Here is a 21,676-nt window from a genome sequence, read left to right as displayed (position 1 = left end):
TTCTTTTCAAAAATAGTATCAAAAAAAATGATATAAATCTATATTTTGGGTATTTCCTTATTATCTAATTGATTCTTCTTGACGATCTCAGGCAGAGACGTTACCAACTTTCGCAGCACTTGTTTACTGACCTCATACATTGCAGTTTGCAACGTATAGCGGCTTACAAAATAGTTAACCTCTCGGATATCAGTTGTTGTTATCCCTTCAGGCAGTGATTTCCTACAAGCCTGTTTAAGCTCACTTTGTGGCTTCGAAATTTGTTGGTATCCGGCCATGGCTATTTTGCTTATTTCCAACTTGCGAGGAAGCCCATCGTACCCCATACAAACAGTGCCCGAATCTCCTCCCCCTGTAGCGAAGAACCACATCGGTTTAACCTCGTCCTCGGCTGAAAATCCGATCAGAGACCCTTTCACTTTTGGCGATTGACTTACAATGTACGGGAATAGGCTTTTTTGCGCAGCCGTCAACTCCATACCGGGGGATTGTGGCGAGGGGTTTGGATCACGCCGACCAAACGCAATATCAAACGCCACTTTCGTGACGGGGTTCGCAGTGCTACTTTTTATATGTTCGTGAAGCAAATCCTTGTCCACCTTATCTCTAACTAAGAGTTTAATCTTGTCTGCAAGGGCAAGGATTTCATCAGGAACCAGATCTTGGATTTGTTGGCCGGTCAGTATTTTAGGGTTTGGCGTCCCGATATTCCGTATCGCGGATTCAACCAGTAACGACTCCTTTTTTATTACCCTCAGTATATTCATAAAAGTCCTCTAAGGTACTTCGAAACAAGTTAAATTTGAAGTGTCGTTATCAATTTCACAACACTGGCCATTGATGAATTCAAACTTCTCTTCCCCATCGCTATCGTAAATACCGCACGTTCCATCACTTTCGGACGCTTCGTAACCATCATCGACCGTCTCCGTTGGGTCATCAGGGTTTACTTCTTCAGCATAGCAGATAGATTGGCTGTACAGAGCGGAACAGGTTTTACTTATCGTAACAATCTCTCCGTACTCACATTCATAAACAATTTCGCCTTGCGTGCCGACACCGACATCAGAGGGACGCTTTACAATCGTGTCGCCATGGTAAAGGTCAACGACAAGCGCGTCGTGTGCGCATGTTAACCCATCTGTCGTCCAACTATTCGCGGGAATCACCGTACAGTTTGACGGAGAACAGGTTTCTGCATCCAAAGTCATTTCCCCTTGATTACAAGTGTAATAGGAGCTTCCCTCAAGCCCCTCAGTCGTATTACTTACACTCATCCCGCCCGTTGGGGCAATGCGTTCACTATCGGATGTGGCAGCATGGTAACAGCTTCTCGCATCATCAGCGTCGTCCCAGCTCCAGGTATTAGCAGAAACACTCGCTTCACAACTCATATTGCAAGAGGCACTTTTGATTTCTATGTCACCATCCCAACAATAGGCTTGTATTGAACCTACGGATTTCGATGGGGATGGACTACTGTCTGTGTAGATCTCATCATGATCTAGCGTAGGAATGCTAAACGAACATCCGTTTGGGTGAGTATATGTTGTAGCGGAACAACTCGACGGAACATATGTGCATGTAGAGCTACCACCGCTGGAATCTTCTATCCACTCGTCGTTAAAGCAACGTTTAGATGCCGTACTGTTTGTTAAATCATAGTTGGCTTCCGGCGTTGTTTCTGGTGTCGTCGCGATTGCAACTACAAGCTCACCGCTGTCTGCTGCATCCATACGGGCATAACATGCATCTTTGGGGTCGTGACGTATCTGGCCAAATTTATCCGTATAAACTGTTTCTGCTGTAGAATCCGCCCATGTTGGGGTTGTAACATCCCAACTGGTTACCAGTCCATCTTCACAAGGATCTGCAACTTCGGCGCACCCACCTGACAGAAATGTCCAATCACCATCGCTACATTGAAATGTCGCTACGCCCTCATATTGGTCATCGTTATCAGACGAGTGTCTAGCGCTGTAGACAGCACCATCTGCGGATGTCGGCAATGTGGACGAACACTGTCCCCACGTAACACTTTCACTTCCGCAGGCACCTTCAGCGTCGCTACCTGTCACCTTAAAAGGGACGTATTCCGCCATGCATTCTTTGTACGAATCACCGTAATCAGAATCATAACTTAGACCATCTACCGTACTTGATGAGGAGTCGCCACCCACACTACTAGATCCACTAAGACATTCAATATGCGCTTCAACCACGGTTTTTGTCCCGGCTTTACTCCCGACATAGGTTTGATCGGCAAACATACCAACAACATCACTTGTCGTATAAGACTCTGAAGCGGATGTTCCGACCGCGACAAACGCGCCGGCAAAAAAACATAGCTTTAATTTCATAACTGTCCCTAGATGTTTACTCACACGTATATCCTCCAGTCGTTGCCGAACATATCAGGCTTGATGACGCTTTCATTTCGCACGTAGAATACGCCAGTTGCCAACCATTTACACCGCATGTAAATTGCGCACTACCCTCCATGATTTTAGTGTTTGCTCTTGCCAATGATTCCAATGGGTACACTGTGGCGGCCCCATCGCCAGAAATCGCATTTGCTGTCACGCTGCCACCATAACTTACCGTTCCGTCACAAAGGCGTAGCTTCCCATCTTGATAACCTGTCCATGTCACCTCATCGCCAATGTCACAGGATAAAACCTGACAACTCATTTGCTCTACATCAAGTGACCAGGTGCCATTGTCACAAGAAACCACTGCGCTTCCTTCGCTTGTTGCATCATCATCACCGTAATCTGGACCGTAATAAACCGTCAGTGAAGTTCCATGGTTTTTTGTTCTGACTGAACCGTCACTACCAATACCTAAGTCTTCTTCGCCTACATTAAAAACGCAGCCCTGATAGGTCATACTAGAAGACTCACCGCAAGACGCTTTCTCTTCATTCTCCGGCGTGGTCGTATCCGTGCCGTCGGGGTTATCAATGGTGCCATCCGCTGACGTCCATGTACCATTACTGCATACCCAAAAACGTCCCGCCAACCCAACTTCTTTTCCGTCAGCACTTGGCGGCACATAGTAACTTTTGCCATTTACGCTGAAACGAATTTCTTCGCAGGCATTCGTCGTCGACAGTGTTTCATTTACCGTCCCGCCATCTGCCAAACTCAAGCAGTTCATATAAGACCAGTAATTCCCGTCAAGGGAGTCGGACGGGATGTCAGACTGACCGTTCATGAGCCCCGAATCGGCTAATCCGGATTGCGTATATTCGTTTTTTTCGGCTTCATGTTCCTTTACGCAATCGATATAGTTTGACGTAAACGTATACGTTTTAAGCGTCTCTGCTGTTGCTGGGGCTGCTAACAACATAATGGTTGAAATTATTATCTTTGGGCGCATTGGGCAAACCTCTGAATACTTGTCTCTATAATGTCACATAAATGTTTTTTTGTTTTTTTTTGCCATCATTCTGTGACTTGAGCACAGCTTTGAGAGCTGATCACCCACTCCGCCGTATCGCTTACCATTGAGCAACGCATCGTTGCTGTCCCCCGGTACAACACTCCATCCGACGAACTGTATGAGCTGGCGTCTGATGATTCGACGATAATTGCGTCACCCTCGAAAATTGTCGTCCCTATGCCGCTACATTTACCGTCTCCCCATGTCGGCATCGATGAGGATGTGCAAACAACCTGATCGGCCCAATCACAGGTGTAATTACAACTCTCTCTTGAATCAACCGTGCAATCATCTGGGTTATCTACCAGTTCTAACTCTGGCTCCCCAGTAGCAGCGTTTTTATAGCACCCCAAATAGCCCTGGCTTATGGTTGCCATCCCGGTTTGGATCTGCTGTACAAAGCGGGTCTCCCCCACTTTCAGCGCTATATCAAGTTCGAGTTCGCAACTATAACCACTAACCGAATCTGTAAAGGATTTAACCGAACCTGCGTCGCTCGGGTCGCAGTACGTAGCCGCAGCCGCACTGGCATTTCTGTAGTCTACACGGTCGGCATAGTCACTCATGTCATAACAAAAACGGCCCTTTGAGTTACTGTTATTGACTAATGCAGCGTATACTTCCGCATCGAATTCTGATGGCGTAAAACCCATGGTGCTCGCATCATTACTTACACTGAATTCACCACTCCCTGAACGCCAGAGTTCATCGTCACTTTTAACTTCCTCGCCGTCACTCACCCCTGATTCGGCAGCATTTTTGAACGCCGTCGTAAAGTTAACATCCCCACTTGTGCAAAAAATCATTTCTTGCTCTGTGTTTAGTGCTTCTAGGTACCCGAAGGCGTCAGTGTCGTCACTGTAATAATACTCTCCGCCAACCTCGTATTTTGATTTGATATCTTCGAAGCGCGTATGCATTGATGCCGTGTAGGTCTGCTCTCTACTGACTTCACTTACGATCTCTGAAGTATCCCAATATTCGGGGTTGTTCGTTTCTCCACTAATGACGGCTGGGCTTTGAGTCAACATCACCGAGAGTGCCGTCAATGACAAGTGTTTACGGGCCGTCTTTTTCATTTTCATTTCTTTCACCATTCGGGTCACCTCCGTGTAGTCCGCGTTATAGGCGATTCGCGAGAAACATCGTTTTCCTACGATATTCACCCAGCAAGATGGAAGCAGTTCTGCAGGTTCGTCCAGCGTAGAACTCAGCTTTCCGGATATGATAACAAAAAAATAATAAAATATGTATAAAGCAGGAGTTTTGGTGATTAAAAACATGATAAAATTACTAATATGTCATGTAGGGATTGTTATGAATAACGAACAGAAAGCGTTAAAGAAGAAACTACAGTCACAATTGGTTCTAAAAGCATTTGTGACAACTGGAGATATCGACAAGGAAGCGATAATCGACCTGCTCGACTTGATGTCCCCATCAAATGAATCTATTCATTTCATCCCCAGGCAAGCGATGGTGCCCGATCCTCTCACCAAGGAACTCATTCCAAGCACGAGCTATAAACTACAGTACCCCGTAAGTGCGGAGCAGGCCCGGCTACTGGTTTACATGAGAAACGCAGATGGATTTCAAACGCGGTCAGGCTCTACGCTTTCGATAGAAAAAAGTAAGGAGGGTGAGCTTCTTGCTACGGTGACTGGACCCGATGATTTCTCTGAGCAAATCATGAGCGGACGTCCCATTCACGCTAACATGATCAACCTGGAAAAGTACGCAAAGCTTGATTCTGTTAGGGAGCTTGTTCGACTTATTGCTGCCACAGGCATCTATCAAGTCAACCCGGAAGTAAAATACCTTCCTACTTATGACATCGGAGCCTTTGCGGATTACCCTAATAACATTCGGCATAACCTCACCCAACTTGTCTCCGATTCGACTCATATCTACGTCCAATATGATAAAGACGTTGACAGTGCGTTACGGCGCGACATTCTCGATTCAGAAAATAACAGTGGCGGCGTAGGGTTAGGTTACATACAGATGAAAGAAGTGCACTTCCCTAATGCGTTAGGTAGCGTGATTGATACGTTCAACCAAATAAGAAACGCCTTCCCTAATATCAAGAAAGCCCACCCTGAGCCCTTGACGATGCCAGAAAAACGTTTCCCACAAAAAGACAAAGAAGCCATTGCGCCACACGGATTTAAGAGAGCAATCTGACCTGACGAGGGACACCACTCCATTAGGTAAACAACAAAAAAACCGAGCTCTACACTCGGTTTTTGTTCTCAACTGGCTTCAGTGACATTATCACTCACAATAATCAGGCAATGTTACACTTTCACTGTCTAGCTCGGTGACACCAAAGCACAAGTCACCGTCAATTAGCTTTCCATCCGCATTCCACTGCCCATCGCTATCTCCGTATGAAGAGATGCAAGACGCAATCGCATACTCGCTTTCTGAGGCATCAACGTCGATCAATGGTAGCGTGACTGCATTTGCCATATCTTCGGTGGAATCATACGTTTCTATCACTTCGATCCCGTTCTCCCTGCCTGACGAATACTCCCCGGTGACAGGATTTACATTGTTATACCAAACAAGGCCTCCAGCCGGGCGCTTGATTAACTTAAAGAGGTATGACTGTGGTTCGGTATCATCGGCGTAGCTCATGCTAATGTTGGTTTTAAATGCGGCACAGACGTCCATATGAGCGCTAAGGGCTTCGACTTCCCGCTCTATCAAGCAACTGTCGCCCGTAAATGCGTGGGTTAGTTCGAATTCAGGATCGTAGACGCTGTTGACGTAATCCAGCATTTGCTCTGCGTTCATATAGCCATAACCACACGTATCCCCTGTCGAACACTCACCCGCATCGCTGTAAGGGTATACACTTTCTGTCAAAGCGCTTGTAACTTGAGAGACCGTTAAGTCAGGGTAATTCGTTTTAATTAACGCAACCACCCCCGCCACAGTCGCTGCGGCGTAATCGGTACTGTTAACATAATCCCAGTCATCATCGGCACCAGCTACAAAAGAGTCACCAGGGGCCGTGACATCAACGTGAGCGGTAAGGTTTGAATAGGACTCTGGGTAACCATCTTCATCCACCGCAGCAACAGTGATGACGTTTTGGCAATTCGATGGGTAGTAGTTACCAACAAGTGTATCATCGTCGCCTGACGACGCGACAACAACCGCATTTCCGTCAACAAGGTCATCAATGGCTTCTTGAAACGAGGTTGGGCATGGCCCCTCGAAGGCTTGTGTCACCAAAACAACATCAGGGATCGGGGCACCGGTGTCGCCATCATCGCTGGCAACTGACACCAAGGCGTCATAGACCGCCGCCGGCGATTGCTCATATACACCAGCGTCACAATCAGCACTTTCCACTTTGGACATGTACAATTCTGCATTACCAGCAATTCCGGCAATTCCAGTTTGGTTGTTGTTGGTCGCGCCGATAATGGACGATAAGCCTAAACCTTTGGTCATTCTGCAATCACTGCCTGAAGAACTGTAATCTTCACTGTCATCAAAAAAGTTATATCCGCCGACAGTCTTGACGTCAGAATGGGCCGTGCTGCCATCGCCAAGGACCATAACAACAGGTTGATCTTTAACTTCCTTAAGTGCGCTCATGGCGTTGAAAATATCGTGGTGAGCCCATGAAAAACTTTCCTGTCTATCTGACAGCGGGTCGTCAAAATCATCGACACTCGCTTGCCTTATCGTCCCATAAACACCCATCGAACTGGGGGTAGAGGCAGGTTTAGAAACATGTCGTCCGTCAACGACCTCATACGAGGAGGATAAGACGCTAATTGATTCGTCAACCAACTCACCATCAACATTGAGAATGATGTAATCGCCGACGGAACGTTCGGATATATACCAAGATTCACCGGCATATTCGGTTAAGGAGTCAGCCGGGCCAACGATAAGTTCATCAGCATGGGCTCCGCAACTAAACATCGCCATTCCTGCTAACGACATTGAGAGCAACTTAATACTTTTTTTCATCTCTCTTCCTTAGAAACAATAACTGTCAGTGATGTCGGCCACTGCAAGGTAACCATAAGTCGAATCGAAAACCCACTCATCATCAGCTTCGTAATGTCCATAATTGGGGTTACCCACATAATGTGTAACATAGGTCTCATCATAGAGATAAGCGGTGCCTGCTTGGGATAGCACACCCAACCCCAAGTCTTTATCCACATTCGACTCCATGGCTTCGTACGCTTCCATTTGCTCTGTCATGTATTTTCTAGCAGTAGCACCAAAGCCATAAAGGGCGTCTGAAAAGTCCTCCATTAACGCCTCTGTACTCTCGGTGTCTCCATCACCGTTTAGCCCATCGTCTATTTGGTCGGCCAGATCAACAAGTTCTTCCGTCTCTTCATCAAGCAGCAAAGACACTTGCGTCTTGAAGCTTTCCGACTCTGACTCGTCAACCCAGCCATTCAAAAAAAGGTAGCTGGCCGCCGCGCTCGCAACTCGGTCTTCATCCCGTCGAGTCCGAATGTCGCTAAAAAGGGTAAGGTTGGTTTCGTATTGTTCTTCTAAAGACAGGAAACTGTCGTCTCTGTCATCAATTATCGTGATCGTTTTGCTGGCTGAAAATGTAGCGTCGTAATCTTCCCCGGCCGCATTTGATATTACGTTGACATGCTGGATAACAACTTCGACAACTTGATCTCCAATGATACCCTCATTCTCTCCAAAGGTTATGGTTCTGGCCTCGGTGTCTAAATCGAAGTCCAAATCAATCTCATTGCCGTCTTCATCAAACAAGTCGACGATGTACTCGCCAGAATAGGAGTCGGATTCCGAACTCGTGTATGTTAATACGCCACCATCACTTTCAGAAATTGTGGATGGGTTGCCCGATGCCCAGCCCAAGTCGACAACATTTACAACCGTCATATTTACCACGGCACTGACAATATCATCACCATCATCAACTGAGAGTGTCAGCGATACATCTTCTGAGGACTCGGAAACTGTGGAACTGGTATCAACAATCTCTGGCAAGGCAAATGACAGTTTGACTGTTGTGGTATCCCCCACTGTTTCTTGCGTGGCTGCAATGTTGTTTTCGAAAATGAAAGATTCATCAGAGAGCGAATATGAAACTAACAAGAGGTCAGCATCCGCCTCTTTTAATTCATACGAGATCGTCACGGCCTCTTGACCCTCATCAATCCAGAAGTTTAAGAGCGTATCCGTTTGTGTATTTTCAAACCCGCGAGCTTGGCTGGGGGGAGAGACGGTCAGCGACACTGGATCGTCAATGTCAGATACAGTCAAACTCACTTCTTCTTTTGTCGTTTGGCCCGAAGAGTCCGTTGCCACTATCGTAAATGTTTCTGTGATGCTATCGTCTTCATCCAGCCACGGTGCCGTATACTGGATAAGATGACTGCCGACCACTACATCACCTTGCAGATCAGAACTTGCGATGGTAATTGTCGGGTCGGCTTCATTGTCGTCATCGGCATTGTAACCAATCGTAATAACGTCACCCTCATCAACCGACGATGAATAATCATTAATAGATAACGTAGGCGCATCATCTGCGGTCGTTGTAGCTGTGTCGTCTGACTCTTCACTACACCCAGACAAAGCGAGAGTGATCACCGCTGCCACAGACAGGAGCGGCAAATTTTTTAGATTTAATTTCATGTTTAAGACTCCATTCTTAAATTTCTATGTACATCGATACTTTAAATTCAAACAGACCGTCGAAGGTGGTGTTGAGATCCGCAAGGTTGACGCTTTCTGGGGCCGATTCTTTATTTTTGGGGACAGAGCACATCAACGAGATATTCACCGATGTGTCTTGCTGTACATTTTTTGGCGGTTTGCTTTCAAAATCAATAATATATAAAGGCCCAGAAGGATACTCGTTCAAACTAATCTTTGATACCTCTAGGTAGGTAGGAGGTCTTCCGGAGTTGTCATCACCACGCATCATTATATTGCTTTTATTGCTTAGCAGTGCGCAGGTCGATTTCTCTCTCGACGTTACAAGCTCGGCGACATCACGTATCGACGCTGTTTCATCAATGTCATAGACATCGCCACCACGAAGAAAAAGTTTCCCTCGCTTGTTGGCGGAGAGGTAAACACCCTCTTTGAAAATAAACTGAGATGCTGGCGGCAAATCCATCAAAAGAGTGTTTTCTACAGAATTGATTTTTTTTGGTAAGACTTTTGGGGGCTCTTCGGGCCTGGTCTCCACGGTAGCTGCGGATACCTCTTTAGCGGGTTTTGCGGGAAATGCGTTTTCAGATGGCTGCACTACATTTCGCGCATCTTTCTTAACCAGCGTGCCAGATTTACTTTTTTCCACCAGCGATGATTGCGACGCCAGAAATCGATCAATCTTAGCGAACTTATTACCTGCCTCCGGCTCTTCCGCGATGGCAACTGTTGATATTGAAGCCGCGAGAATACAAACGCTCCATGTTTTCATTAAACACATCCTTGTGATATTGCTTTCTGTATTTGGTGCTATTCTACCCCAATCTTACTAGAATTATCATTTCCCATAAATGTTTTTTGTTAAAAAAAACATTTAAAACATGAAATTTCGGCGTTCTTTTGTTATTGTATTGGATAATATAACGAAGGTTAGGATTCTAATTGTCCCTCACAGAACGAATAGTCAATCATCCAGGTGGTGTGATCAATATTGCAGGTGTTCCCGGTGCGGGGAAAACAACAGAGGTGATAAATCTCGCTCGCCATGAATCGAGCAAACGCATTCTGTACATAAGCTTCGGCAAACAAAATACGCGTAGCGCCAAGCGAAGAATGCCCAGTAACGTGATCTGCACCAGTTTTCATGGTTTTGCTTACAATAAAATGAACATCGCAAAATCAAGGGTCGTCCCCTCGCTGAACCTATCTCAACATTGCGCATCGCTCTCAGCGATTGGCGTAGAAATGAGGAGCCCGGTATTATTAGAGAGCTTATCGTTACTGAATTATTATTTCTGCATGTCCGGTTTGCCGCTCAATCAAGCTCACCTCCTGTTTTCAGAACCGACATTTCCCAACGTAAACAAAAAAGATTTGGCTTTGGTGCTACAGGCATTCATGCAATGGTGGAGGGCTTGCTGGGATTCTGGCAGTCAATTACCGATTACTCATGACATGTATTTTAAAGCCTACGCCCTCAGTTGTTCGCCTATCGAATATGACTACCTAGTTATCGATGAATGCCAAGACCTTAATAGTGCGATGTTTGAGATGACGATAAGACTGAGAACGTTATCGCCAAAAATGAAAACTGTTCGGCTCGGTGATCCTTGCCAACAACTTTTTGGTTACAGGGGGTCAAGCGAACAATTTGCCAATGCCGGCTTTGATCTTACCCTTGATCATACGCACCGTTTTGGTACTGCGCTTTGTGATTTGGTTAATGATTTCATGGGGTACCAATTGGTTCCCCACTACACGCCAATAAAAGCATCCAGCAATCATACTGAGATAAAACCAAGTCCCTCGTTTGAGACACTTGTAGAGCAAGCTAGAAAAGGTAAAAAGCAGACGCTGATCGCCAAATACAACATGTCTTTATGGCATATATTAAAAGCCCTTTCTTTCGAAAATGTAAAATGCGCCATTCTTGGCGGCGTCGACTTGAAGGAGATCCAGTTTCTTAAGCATTTATACCAGCTTTACCTCACCGGCCGGCCTGGGTCACAGGGACGGTTACGTGGGATAACTTATGAAAAGTACAAAACTCAGGCGTCATTCAATCAAGACAACGCCGCAACTTTAGCATGTAGGTTTGTTGAAAATATTGGCGATAACGGCCATCATACTTTCCGTAAAATAGAAGGTAACTTAACCTCACCGGCAAAAGCCGATGTAATGTTGACCACCGTCCATCAAGCCAAAGGGTTGGAATTCAGAGACCTGATAATGCTTGATGATTTTCCGATGGCGCGTTCAGGGAAGCATTTCATCTCTCTACCTCGCGAAGAGGCGTACCTTACCTACACAGCAATGACTCGGGCGATAAATTCACTTTCACTTCCTAAAAGCTGGGGCTCTTACCTCTAAAGTGTTGTCTCAAATTTTCTTTGGATGAGGAAGCCTTGGTGCACATAACTCCATTTTCATCAGCGTTGTTTTATTTCAATTATCAATATCTCTCGTGCGAGGACCAGCATGTCTCATCCTGCTCCCCCTATTTTTTCGGCCCCGGAACAAAAAAAGAAGACATAAGCTGCTTGGTGCATTAAAAAGCGGGACATCGTAATAAGTGGAAACTTCTGCTGCGTAACTATCTATAATCACTTCCTCTGCAATCGCATCATCATAAATCGCAACATTGTCTATCATGCCGTTATAATAAAGATTGTTCGAACCAGAATTAAAAGTCTCAGCTTCAGAATTATCACCAATAAAACCATACCGAGTGTTACCAACCCCACCTATATAACCGGTATATATCTCGGAAAGGATCAGTTCTGCATCGACATAAATTTGGAGCCCCCCATCTTCACTGTAGTTCACATTAACCTTATGCCACTCTCCGTCATTGTAGGCGACATCCCCCTCAGCCACGATATCGTAGAGGTCCCAAGTCCCTGACGCTTTGGATGAGTATGAGAACATTATCTCGCCATTCCCCGTCACAACGAGTGAATAATAATCTGAGCGGTCAAAGTCGATAAGTGAGCTATTTATATAGCTGGTCCATGCGCTGTCATAGACATGAGTGTCTTTATCATAACCATCGTATTCATACTCTGGCGAACTGTAAGATGTGTTAAACCATATGGATAATCCTAGACTCTCAATTTCACTATCATAATACATAGGAAGCGCGATGGAATTATCGCCAAAATTCACGTAGTGATTGGCTTCTGTTCCGAGTATGTCAAGCTCGGTATTACTGTTTGAAACGACACCGTCATATCCGTTTCCACTGGAGTCAGTTAGGCCATCCTCGAATGTCCAGTATCCAACCAATTCCGCTTGTGAAGAAAACGAAACGATTAATAGAGTGATCAATAAAGTGTTTTTTAACATTGAGGTTGTCTCTTTTTCCATTTATTACATTCTAAGCAAAAAAAATGCCACCTTCGTCGAGCTATGACCTGTATGTTTCTAAGCATGTTCACCATGGTAAAGCACCAATCCATTATAAACATGCGCTAGTATGTTGGCGTCGATTAACGCAGTGTGGACCGGGCGATCTATCTTTTTTACCGTGTCGGGATAACGCGACTTTACAAATTCGAAGCAGGCATCTAATGCATATGAGTCTATGTCAGAGGAGGGAATGAGTTTTTTAGAAAGCTTCCATGTATCAACGATAGAAAAGTAGGATTCGATATAAGGCATTCCCCATATTTCAGTTTCAATATTCAAAAACGACACGTCAAAATGCGCGTTATGAAACAAAAGCGTAACTTCTGTTTGTCCTTGTTGAAAGGGCTCACTACTGAGCAGTGCCAGGATTGTACTGTAAACCACATCGAAAGAGGCGGCTATCTTACCCGTTGCTGGGCGAACCCCCTGCTCGACTCCCGATTCTGACTGTGACCCATCCATATTAAGCTGTTTACTGTCTTCATTCCCAAAAAGGTATTCTGCTGTTATGCCATGCACAGCAATGCTGGCTGTGGGGATTGCCCTCACGCTTCTTTTTGCTTTTTGATTTGGGTTTGAGGAACCTAAGAACGGATTTAGGGGTTCGTCCAAACAAATTACATTCCCACTTTTATCTAGACAAGGGTGAAGTAACCCCGCTTCATCTGGATACATAAAGAGGGACGACCACTCCACAACACGATGGAACTCTTTTGTTTTTTTATCAATGTAGGAGGTACCGGTTGTTTCGGTGTCAGAAACAATGAATAAATGGCCGTATACCTCAGCATAACCTTGCAGGGCGCTTCTCCAACTTGCGAGGTTAATGTCCTTGAAGTTAATTAATGCACATTGTTCTTTTCTAATAGGTTCCATCAACCTCTCCATAGCTTGTTTTTATAAATTATACATTAATAAAACCAAGCTTATCCATGTTTAATTTGTCTTTATCTTTATTTTGTAAATTCCCATTCCGCTCTCGGGCCCTAAATAAACAAGGTAAACGCGTACGGATAACGTGTTGAGTTCTGAATCTCCAACTGCGCGATCATATGTTGATGCTCTGGCTGAAACTTCGAATAATCGAAATGAACGCCCGATGGATGGCGGGGATTTAACGAGCCTTAACCTTGTCACTATCGATTCTTTTATCGATATGTTGTTCAAACGAAATTCGGTATCAGCCCACACTTCCATTTGGGACAAAAAGTCATCGTAGAATTTCTTTGAGATAAACATGGATTCGATGTCTTGTTCTTCCATATGCGACGCTAATTTTCCTGGACGGAAGTTTAATATTTTCACCATACCTTTCTCGGCGAAAGCGACAACACTCTCGTTATTGACAATTTCTTGGGTTTCAATCTTGAGCGGCGTTATTGTCGCATCTGCCACACTGATTGCGGTGACAGTTCGTTCCGCGGTGACAGTTCTAAGAAATACGCGATCTGCCAATTGCAACAGCAGGACCAATGCGACAAGTACAACCATTATTATTCTGATCATATCAAAGCGCCCTCTTGGCTTCCCACTCAAAGGTTTTTATCTGCCACTCAAAAGTGTTCATCGGAACAAGCGGATAAAAATAGTACGTCTCTACATGTTCCATTATAGGGTTGGGCTTCCTTTCGGCCACAATGTGGTAGTCAATACGGTACCGAAATGTCCTTTTTCCATGTGATTTGGATATAACAAAAAAGTAACCTGTATATCCTATGTTCAAGCGCCCATCGTCATTGACTGTCCATCCCTTATACCCCTCTTTAATCGGTGGAGAGAAGATGTGCGACTGAACATATCTACGGTCACGGTAAAACGCGTTCATCCATGGTGCTCCGCTCAAATCATCAAGCATCTGCTCCAACGCTTCCCCTGAGTAGAGGTTCTTTATAAAGTCCCGATGGTCGGGTATATCAACTTCCTTTTCGCCTGTCAGCAGGGTTTGGTATTCCTCCTCAGAAACATAGCTCAAGTAGTCGTAAGTGAAGGTTTTTTTGATGACATCAACAATAAATTGTTTGATTTCACCCTCTGATACGTTCGTTTTAGCTAGATCCTCGTCACTGTAGACTGCGTTGATCTGATTAAGCAGGATCATCTTTTGACTCGGCTTGAATACGACTGCGATATAGCCAATATAAAGAGCAAAATAGCCAATCGTCGCGGCGAGGGTCAGAAAGTAAAACCACATCCATTTCCTTGTTTTAACTAAGGCCTCATCATTGTTCTTTTCTGTAGCCATTAGTTCAACTCCAAGCTAACAATCTGATAACCCATTAATTTATCTTGGATAAGTGCTCTTTGTACGATGGCACTCATGGTGTAAATCGTGGGGTACTCCTTCTCTGCATGAACAGTAACAAGAAGGGTGCCGTTTACTCGAAAAGTTCTTGCTTCTAGAGTCATGCCGGACGTCGTCTGGTAGGGTAAATTTCTCGGGTTGCTAATTTCAAGTTCACCTACAACCCGGGACCTGACCACACCCTCTTGAGCCTTCACAATTCGTTGCTGGCTTAATTTTAGAAAGATGTCGCGATATATTTTTACGGCGATACGCTCGGAAAGGTAGGTTTGGAACTTATCAAAAACTTCGCCATTGTCTAATTGAGCAGAATTATAATTAAACATATCCACTATAGCTAAATGAACAAAATCAGTTGCTGTCTCCCCATTTCTTTCTGACGTGGTTTTTCTCAAACCAGGGTTATGGTGTGTCGGTAAAAGCAAACTCTGCGTCCCTATAGGGCGATTGTAAATGTCCAAAAAAACCTGTTGAGGCGGGGGGCGATAGGATAATGCGGATCTATAGCTGTTGTAGCTGACTACAACTAGTAAAAAACCTAGAATAACTCCCAGTAAACCGGTCAACTTCTCGTTGTAGGCTGGCGCATCAAGAACACATTCCTTGTGTTTCATTACAAATATTCCTTATCCCTTTTTTGCATCATTTTCTTTTTTAAGGTTTTGCTTTATGCGCATCCTGTCTATTGTATTTTTTATCATCACCTTGCGACGGAGGTCATGGACTTCTTTTACTTGCCCTCCATCCACGCGGATAAGATTAATCTCTATCTCGGCATTTCTCGACAAGCAGATCACAGTCGATGTAACCATAAAACCTAGACTGATCAGGTTAAGCACCGCGCCTGAACGCCAGTACCGGCGTAGCTCCCTAATCTTCTGATATGACGTTGAATTGAATTGTGCCTCTAGGTACCGAGGAAATAAGTCCTCAATGTATTCAGACTGACTCTCGGTTTCGGCAGGTGGCTTTTTCTTAAACCATATCATAACCGATTATCCCTAAGCCCTGAATTAACCTTATCCTTACGAACATGCCCTGTTGTCCCGGGTCGACTAAACGAGTCTCGGGAGGGTTTGCATATTTTATCATGGAAAACGTTATTCAATTGGATGTCGCCATGTTTTATCGTCTCACCATTTTGGTACCGCTTAGATACGCTATCTCGAAACAGAAGAACAACATCCTCAAAGTCAAATCGAGGGTTGGACCGTGATGGTTGCAATATTTCATCCATAGCATGAGAAACCACAAGCAGAGAGGTTGCCAGCCCTAAACCGACATCTCCCGTCCCTGAATGAGCGGCAGCGTGGTCCAGTCGCTCAATGCGGGCAAATGCTATCCGGCTAAAATCCGCAACAATTGAGATGTTCAATATATTCTTACCAAAGAGCTTGTGACTTTTTGCTTGCGCTGACCAATAAAGCATCGACTCTGCTAACGCTGGCGAAAATAAGATCGAGGGAGACATTTTCTTTCCCGATATCGTAACGTATCTCGGAGCACCAATTATTTTCATTGCATCCTGCGTAAATTGGTCTTGAGGTATTGTTTTGCTGGACATATCCATCTCCCTTTTATTCAGCTAATTCGGCAAGCCCTAAAACTCTATCCCTGACTTCTTTTGACGAACGAGCCGGCGTCGTACGCCTCTTGTCTTTTTGACTGGCCACAGCGACATTGGTCTGCAATCCCATCTCTGTGACAATGTTTTTAGATGTCAATTTACTTAACCGTTCCGCATCGGTCTCGACATACCCTTCTCTTTTCAATAACACTTTTTCTAGGCTCTCAATCTTTTCAGTTAACTGAAACGCATCAATCTGAATGGATTCCAAGCTGTCAAATGATTCCGCTTTGGCCCTTTCATGTTTTGCTACCTTCCGCTCAACGGCCTGCTCTATCTGTTCGAATGCGAAATCATCAATGCGAGGTCTCTTCGGCACATCGAAGTCAACGCCAGCTTGTCCTACTGCGTCGCTCTTTGTTTCTGCCGAGGGAGGCCCTCGGTGGGCGTCTTCACGCGCAAAAACATCCGAATCCCCTTTGAAATCGTCGAATAAAGCCCCTCCCTCTTTTTTTAGTAAGTCGTCGTCATCAAATTGTTCGTTGAACTCCAAACCCAAGTCATCATGAATGCCTTTTCTGACATTATGGTCGGTGAGTTCCACTTGTTTTAAATAAACGGAGAGGCAAAACGTCGACATTTCAGTTTCACTGGGGAAGGCTCCATTTGCGCTACGATCTTCTGAGCTATCTATTTTTGAGTAAGAATCAAGAAGTTCGTCTTTAAACGGTATGTAAAAAGACATGTTGGACTTAAGCCGCTTCTCTTCCGCTTCCCAATTTCCCTGCAACCGCTTCTTTAAATTCCGGTACAAACGATCAACGCCAACGCGATACGCTTCCGAAGTTTCAAATCGAGGTCTCCTAACCTCAATCATGTGATTTAAACGCGCCTTTTTGGCCAATTTCAAATTGGGGTAGAAGAATTTAATTCGGTGCGTCATATCCCCAAAAATAATTGTTGCATGCCCAGGCGCTTGTTTCTTGAGATCGATCATGTCAAGTACGTCACGCTTTTCTACGCGGGCAGTTTTTTGAGGGATGTGTTTTCGACCGAACATGGTGCTTTTCGTCTCGAATCCCTCTTGTGCCAAGACGTATTTTTGTCCGGCAGAGTCTTGGAATTTCTGATAAGTAAGAGGATCTTCGAGTTTCATGCAAATCTTAAGAGAACAGTTCCCGAATATTGTGGAAGCCTCAATTTCGTTACCTCTTTTGAACGCATCATAATCTTGTCCCGCAAAAATGCATATAATGTTCAATGAACGAACCTGACTGGGTAGCGTAGAAGCTCCGGTTGTCGCATATGTACCAAATTCGTCAAAAATCATGGCGAAACTTGATATAGCTGCAGTTGGCTTACTTTCTATGGTTAATTCAACGCTACCCTCAATTGAGGAACCAATCGCTTTGGCTGAAACGTTACGGGCTATTGCGATAATGATCCGGCCAAGGTTTCTTACGTTTTGTTCTGATTTTGCAAGCGAGGGGAGAAGAACCAGAAGGATCCGTCTCCGTAGGACAATATCTGTTATGTTAATGTCGGGCACTTGCGATACAGTTATATGCGAATACACATCGGCCAATTGGTTGAACGTCTGAGTATATTGCATCACGATGTATTGGAATTGCGCGTCTGTTTCCGATTCTTGCTTAGGATTGGGGTCTTTTTCTGTCGGATGTTTATACGAGATTGAGTGTAATACTGCCCATAGACCAACGCGGTGTTTTTTAGGAATGTCTTCATTCATTGCCAGTTTGGCGTATTCATCCAATTTGAAATAGCTTCGATAAGAATCCGGATCTATTTCTAAATACCCATTATCTTTCAGCCAATACAACGCTGCGTTAATTGAATCTATCCCGGATGCCGCTCGGCCTCCCCACAAATCCCCGCTGTCATCATTGGGTAATAACCCTCCGACAATTTCGTTTGCTTCAATCTCGGTTGATTCAACGAAAAAGTTAAATGAATGGCTGTTTAGTTCTACTCGTTTTCTCTCCTTTTCGAGTTTGTCCATAAAGTTCAAAACATATAAATCGTCACATCTGTCGTAGGCGCGACAAAGCGAAAATACCTTCGCAAAGAGTAGGGAGTCCCCTTTCCCATCAACGAGAATAAAACCAGAGCCTTGGACAAGAAAATTCACACATATAGCCAAGATAGCTTCTGTTTTCCCAGAACCAGTGGTTCCAAAAATGATGATATGCGTTCTTGCCTTAGAGTCCCCCATATGAACTTCTTGATTTGTAAACAGCTCATGGCCAAAGAAGTAGACGCCATCGCCTAGTTTCTTATTTACAGCCTCTACTTCGCTAGTATTTTCTTTTGGTGAATAGTCCACCGCCGCGGTCTTTTTGTTGTACAAGGCGTATTTAGGATCGTCCAAAAGCCCTTTTCGCGAAGCGACGTAACGTTTTCGCTTGTAGGTCCATAAGAGCGTAAAAACGATGGACAGTAAGAATAATGGGCCTGCCATTGGCCTTATAATGAACGCCATAACCAAGCTAATAACAGCTAAAAGAAAAGGCAACACCGTTGCGATGAAATAAGCATATTTTATTTGAAAAGGACGCGTGTCTTTTCCTAGTGCTAAGTTGACTTTCTGACCGTCAACCCACGCATCGTCGAACTTGATGCTGTCGATACCCTGGAGCTTAACATTGGACATGAACGCTCCTCACAGCAATCTGGCCAAGTCTCCTTGAGGAGACTTGTGTTTGGAAGTTTGATCCAACAAGTAGTCGAAAACAGAGTCATATCCATTTTTCTTGGCGAGCTTTGCGTATCGCTGATGGCCACGCCCCTCGAAATAAGACTTAACTTCTCCGCCACGAAAGTATCGAGGCAATCGCCGGTACGCTTCTTCTTTCCCTATCCGAGACACTAATGCCCGACGAAAATCAATATCTTGCTGGTTAGAAGTGGAGATCCACAATAAACCTGGACTCACCGTCGTTTTCAACTTCACGCCAATTCGACCAACCCCCCCTGTTGTCCGAAGGAACATAAACATTTCTCTTGAGCGGAGGCCTTTTTCAATAATGCGTCTTTCCGCTGATGTTCCTGACATCATCGCGATTCGTGAAGGGACATCTTTGCCACTCTGCGGACTCGAAATCATAACGGTTCCGAACAGGCTGAAAAACGTTTCGCTGGGGTCGACTAATTCCTGGCTCAAGGCACGAATCCCCCAGTTCCCCTTCCGGTTTTGACGTGCATTTTCGCATAGAGTACTGTCAAGCAAATCAAACAAGACGTGAGCTTCTTCAATATTAAGGACACCGGGTAACGCTCTGTTAAAATGATCCATTTTATTGAGGTAAGGGAGATACTGAGGCTTTACGCCCGTCATCAAGTCCGATGATTCTTCGGTGTTTTCTTTTTTTACCAAGAACAGCATGAAACAAAGGGAACCAAAGACGGCTTTACGATAATCATCTTCCCCACACACGTTTTTGATATCAAAAGAGATGAGTCTTGCCGTATCTACATTGAGCTTTGTTGGTCTCGTGAAGCAAGGGAATTCTTTCACGGCCTCGCCCAGCTTCTCTACAAAAAATGACTTTGCGGTTTTCCCCTCAATAACGCCCGATTCATAACGAGCGGACAACTCCGGAGATTGAGTTAACACCAAGGAATAGTCTTGCAGTCTTGGGAAGCCGTAGCGGCGCAACCGTAATGCATGTATAACGCCCAGCGATGGTGATTTTTCAATGACCTGATCGGCCAAATAGTAGTAGCTTGTATGCTGGTTGAATTCGATGTTGTTTTCACACATGAATTGTAGTGTTGATTTGAATTTGAATTCCGCTGGTGAAAACATGCGGGGAGTATTTTCCTCTTGCCGGAATTTGTATACAGCATCTATCATGGACTTAACCATGCTTTCCAATTCAGGTGTTTTGAAATCAACCTTGCCATTCACTTTTTTGACACCGCCAATAAACAAAAGCATAAATCGCGACAGCGCGAGTTTTTGCCGCATTGTTGGCGTCGTTCGCCCGAAAGGGAGATCATGAGGGTTCAGCGCCGACTCGACGGAAGTGGTTAATTCGTGCGTTAATATTTGGTGACGTTTTTTATCTGAAATAAAGGTTTCAAGCGCGTCGTTCGTTCCAAATGAGGTTTTACCGAAATCAACATTCATGATCATTGGGAATTCGCCGCGCAATTTAGGGTTCGCTTTTGGCTTGGCAAGTAGAGCAAAATTTAGCAGCATCAACAGTGTTGATTTACCGGCACCTGTCGTACCACAAATGAACATGTTAAAATTCATTATCAATGAAGAATGGTCTTGGTAGGTAAAAGGCTGGCCAGCGTCATCCGTGAAATGGAGAAAACCACGATCATAAGGGGATCCCATCAAAAACAAGGGGCTTTGGTAGATGGCAGCCCCCAATTCTTCATAAACCTGAAAGAGGTTGTTCTGCCTGCTTGCGCCAGGTAGAGTGTCAAACAATCCTTGTGTTTTATCCAGCTCTACACTGCGGAATTGCGCCATGTTCCATCCGGCCAACTTACCGCTAATCAAATCGTAATCTTTGCTAAGTTTCTCTTTGGATTTGGCAAATACCGTGATCGAGAGTTCGAGAAATACATAGGTTCGATTCTCTTTGTTATTGCTCATGTAGTTAAGAGCTTTCAATGCATTCTTGTTTTTAGGTAGCGGAGCCAAAGCAAGCGCTACCCTTTGATATGTGGCTTTTCTTGAACTGAAAGGGGCGCTGGACATTCTGTATGAGATCATATAACCGACGTCTTTAGGGATCCCTGAAACCAAGTCTTCGTATGTCTTTAACTCTTCATTCACTTGTTGTGGGATAACCATGGATAGTGACGCAAAAAAGCGGTCTCCGAAACGCAGCATCTCGGGGGGCATATCACGCTCATCTCCGCCTTTTGTGATGACCTGCTCGACCATGGACAAGGGGGTTATAGCTGTTTTCCCTGCCTGTCTGGATACCTCCCCCTCTCGTGAACCATAGAAACCATCCAATCTTGGCTCCCAATCCCACTCATTCTCCTTTCCATATAGCGCTCTCTTTTGTGATCGAGCTGCGGCGGTAACATCTAACTTTGTAGCCATAATCCCGAGGGCGGAAAACTCGCTATAAAGATGAGCCGAAAAAGTGCGGTGCATCTCCCAAATACGCTGCTCGCTTTTCGACAAAAAAAGCGCCTGCGCTGAGGGCTCTTTCTTAATGATGTTTCTGAGTGCCAGTAGCTCTTTTTGAACTTTTGCAGCCTCTGCTTCATTTAGGTTGGTTTTATGG

The 21,676-nt window shown here is 44.8% G+C and carries 18 protein-coding genes; 2 read left to right on the top strand and 16 right to left on the bottom strand.

Translation table 11 applies throughout. The features are described 5' to 3' along the window. Positions 1-38 precede the first annotated feature (38 nt). From V5298_RS00090 to V5298_RS00075, 4 genes are all read right to left on the bottom strand, one after another. The gene (locus tag V5298_RS00090) at positions 39-767 is read right to left on the bottom strand and encodes a hypothetical protein (protein WP_332929412.1); all 729 of its coding nucleotides are present in this window, start codon (positions 765-767) and stop codon (positions 39-41) included. A 9-nt stretch (positions 768-776) separates the two neighbouring features. After that, positions 777-2,270, bottom strand: a complete 1,494-nt coding sequence (locus V5298_RS00085) for a hypothetical protein (protein WP_332929411.1) — start codon at positions 2,268-2,270, stop codon at positions 777-779. Between the two features lie 106 nt (positions 2,271-2,376). Continuing rightward, positions 2,377-3,381 (bottom strand): hypothetical protein, encoded by a 1,005-nt coding sequence (locus V5298_RS00080; protein WP_332929410.1) that lies wholly within the window; start codon positions 3,379-3,381, stop codon positions 2,377-2,379. Between the two features lie 65 nt (positions 3,382-3,446). Further along, positions 3,447-4,541: a hypothetical protein gene (locus V5298_RS00075; protein WP_332929409.1), complete on the bottom strand. Its 1,095-nt coding sequence runs from the start codon at positions 4,539-4,541 to the stop codon at positions 3,447-3,449. A 220-nt stretch (positions 4,542-4,761) separates the two neighbouring features. Between V5298_RS00075 and V5298_RS00070 the strand changes: the two genes are divergently transcribed. Then, positions 4,762-5,628, top strand: a complete 867-nt coding sequence (locus V5298_RS00070) for a hypothetical protein (RefSeq protein ID WP_332929408.1) — start codon at positions 4,762-4,764, stop codon at positions 5,626-5,628. 90 nt (positions 5,629-5,718) lie between these two features. On the opposite strand, the gene V5298_RS00065 is transcribed toward V5298_RS00070, so the two are convergent. The 3 genes from V5298_RS00065 to V5298_RS00055 are packed head-to-tail and all read right to left on the bottom strand — an operon-like array spanning position 5,719 to position 9,895. Next, positions 5,719-7,437, bottom strand: coding sequence for a S8 family serine peptidase (locus V5298_RS00065; protein WP_332929407.1), 1,719 nt, complete (start codon positions 7,435-7,437; stop codon positions 5,719-5,721). 9 nt (positions 7,438-7,446) lie between these two features. Continuing rightward, positions 7,447-9,102 (bottom strand): hypothetical protein, encoded by a 1,656-nt coding sequence (locus tag V5298_RS00060; protein ID WP_332929406.1) that lies wholly within the window; start codon positions 9,100-9,102, stop codon positions 7,447-7,449. A gap of 16 nt (positions 9,103-9,118) precedes the next feature. Then, positions 9,119-9,895, bottom strand: coding sequence for a hypothetical protein (locus V5298_RS00055; protein WP_332929405.1), 777 nt, complete (start codon positions 9,893-9,895; stop codon positions 9,119-9,121). Positions 9,896-10,065: 170 nt separating this feature from the next. On the opposite strand from V5298_RS00055, the gene V5298_RS00050 reads away from it, so the two are divergent. Next, positions 10,066-11,493, top strand: coding sequence for a 3'-5' exonuclease (locus tag V5298_RS00050; protein WP_332929404.1), 1,428 nt, complete (start codon positions 10,066-10,068; stop codon positions 11,491-11,493). A 75-nt stretch (positions 11,494-11,568) separates the two neighbouring features. Here V5298_RS00050 and V5298_RS00045 read toward each other — a convergent pair whose 3' ends face one another. The 9 genes from V5298_RS00045 to V5298_RS00005 form a co-directional block, all read right to left on the bottom strand. Beyond that, positions 11,569-12,489, bottom strand: a complete 921-nt coding sequence (locus V5298_RS00045; protein ID WP_332929403.1) for a LamG-like jellyroll fold domain-containing protein — start codon at positions 12,487-12,489, stop codon at positions 11,569-11,571. Positions 12,490-12,546: 57 nt separating this feature from the next. Then, positions 12,547-13,407: a hypothetical protein gene (locus tag V5298_RS00040; RefSeq protein WP_332929402.1), complete on the bottom strand. Its 861-nt coding sequence runs from the start codon at positions 13,405-13,407 to the stop codon at positions 12,547-12,549. A gap of 60 nt (positions 13,408-13,467) precedes the next feature. Next, entirely contained in the window at positions 13,468-14,037 is a 570-nt protein-coding gene (locus V5298_RS00035) for a hypothetical protein (protein WP_332929401.1), read from the bottom strand. A gap of 1 nt (position 14,038) precedes the next feature. Continuing rightward, a complete protein-coding gene (locus V5298_RS00030) occupies positions 14,039-14,773 on the bottom strand; it encodes a hypothetical protein (RefSeq protein WP_332929400.1) in 735 nt (244 codons plus the stop codon). Next, a complete protein-coding gene (locus tag V5298_RS00025) occupies positions 14,773-15,447 on the bottom strand; it encodes a hypothetical protein (protein ID WP_332929399.1) in 675 nt (224 codons plus the stop codon). The genes V5298_RS00030 and V5298_RS00025 overlap by 1 nt, the downstream gene beginning before the upstream one ends. 12 nt (positions 15,448-15,459) lie before the next feature. Next, a complete protein-coding gene (locus tag V5298_RS00020) occupies positions 15,460-15,822 on the bottom strand; it encodes a hypothetical protein (protein WP_332929398.1) in 363 nt (120 codons plus the stop codon). Then, entirely contained in the window at positions 15,819-16,397 is a 579-nt protein-coding gene (locus V5298_RS00015; protein ID WP_332929397.1) for a hypothetical protein, read from the bottom strand. Before V5298_RS00015 ends, V5298_RS00020 begins: the two co-directional genes overlap by 4 nt. Before the next feature lie 13 nt (positions 16,398-16,410). Continuing rightward, on the bottom strand, positions 16,411-19,071 hold the full coding sequence (locus tag V5298_RS00010; protein WP_332929396.1) for a TraM recognition domain-containing protein: 2,661 nt from the start codon (positions 19,069-19,071) through the stop codon (positions 16,411-16,413). Positions 19,072-19,080: 9 nt separating this feature from the next. After that, positions 19,081-21,676: hypothetical protein (locus tag V5298_RS00005; protein ID WP_332929395.1), on the bottom strand; the 2,596-nt coding region annotated here is incomplete at its 5' end.

Source organism: Alteromonas sp. 14N.309.X.WAT.G.H12, from assembly GCF_036697315.1.
Lineage (GTDB): Bacteria > Pseudomonadota > Gammaproteobacteria > Enterobacterales > Alteromonadaceae > Alteromonas.
Note: the sequence above shows the minus strand (reverse complement) of the source record. Positions and strands in the feature narration are given on the sequence as shown.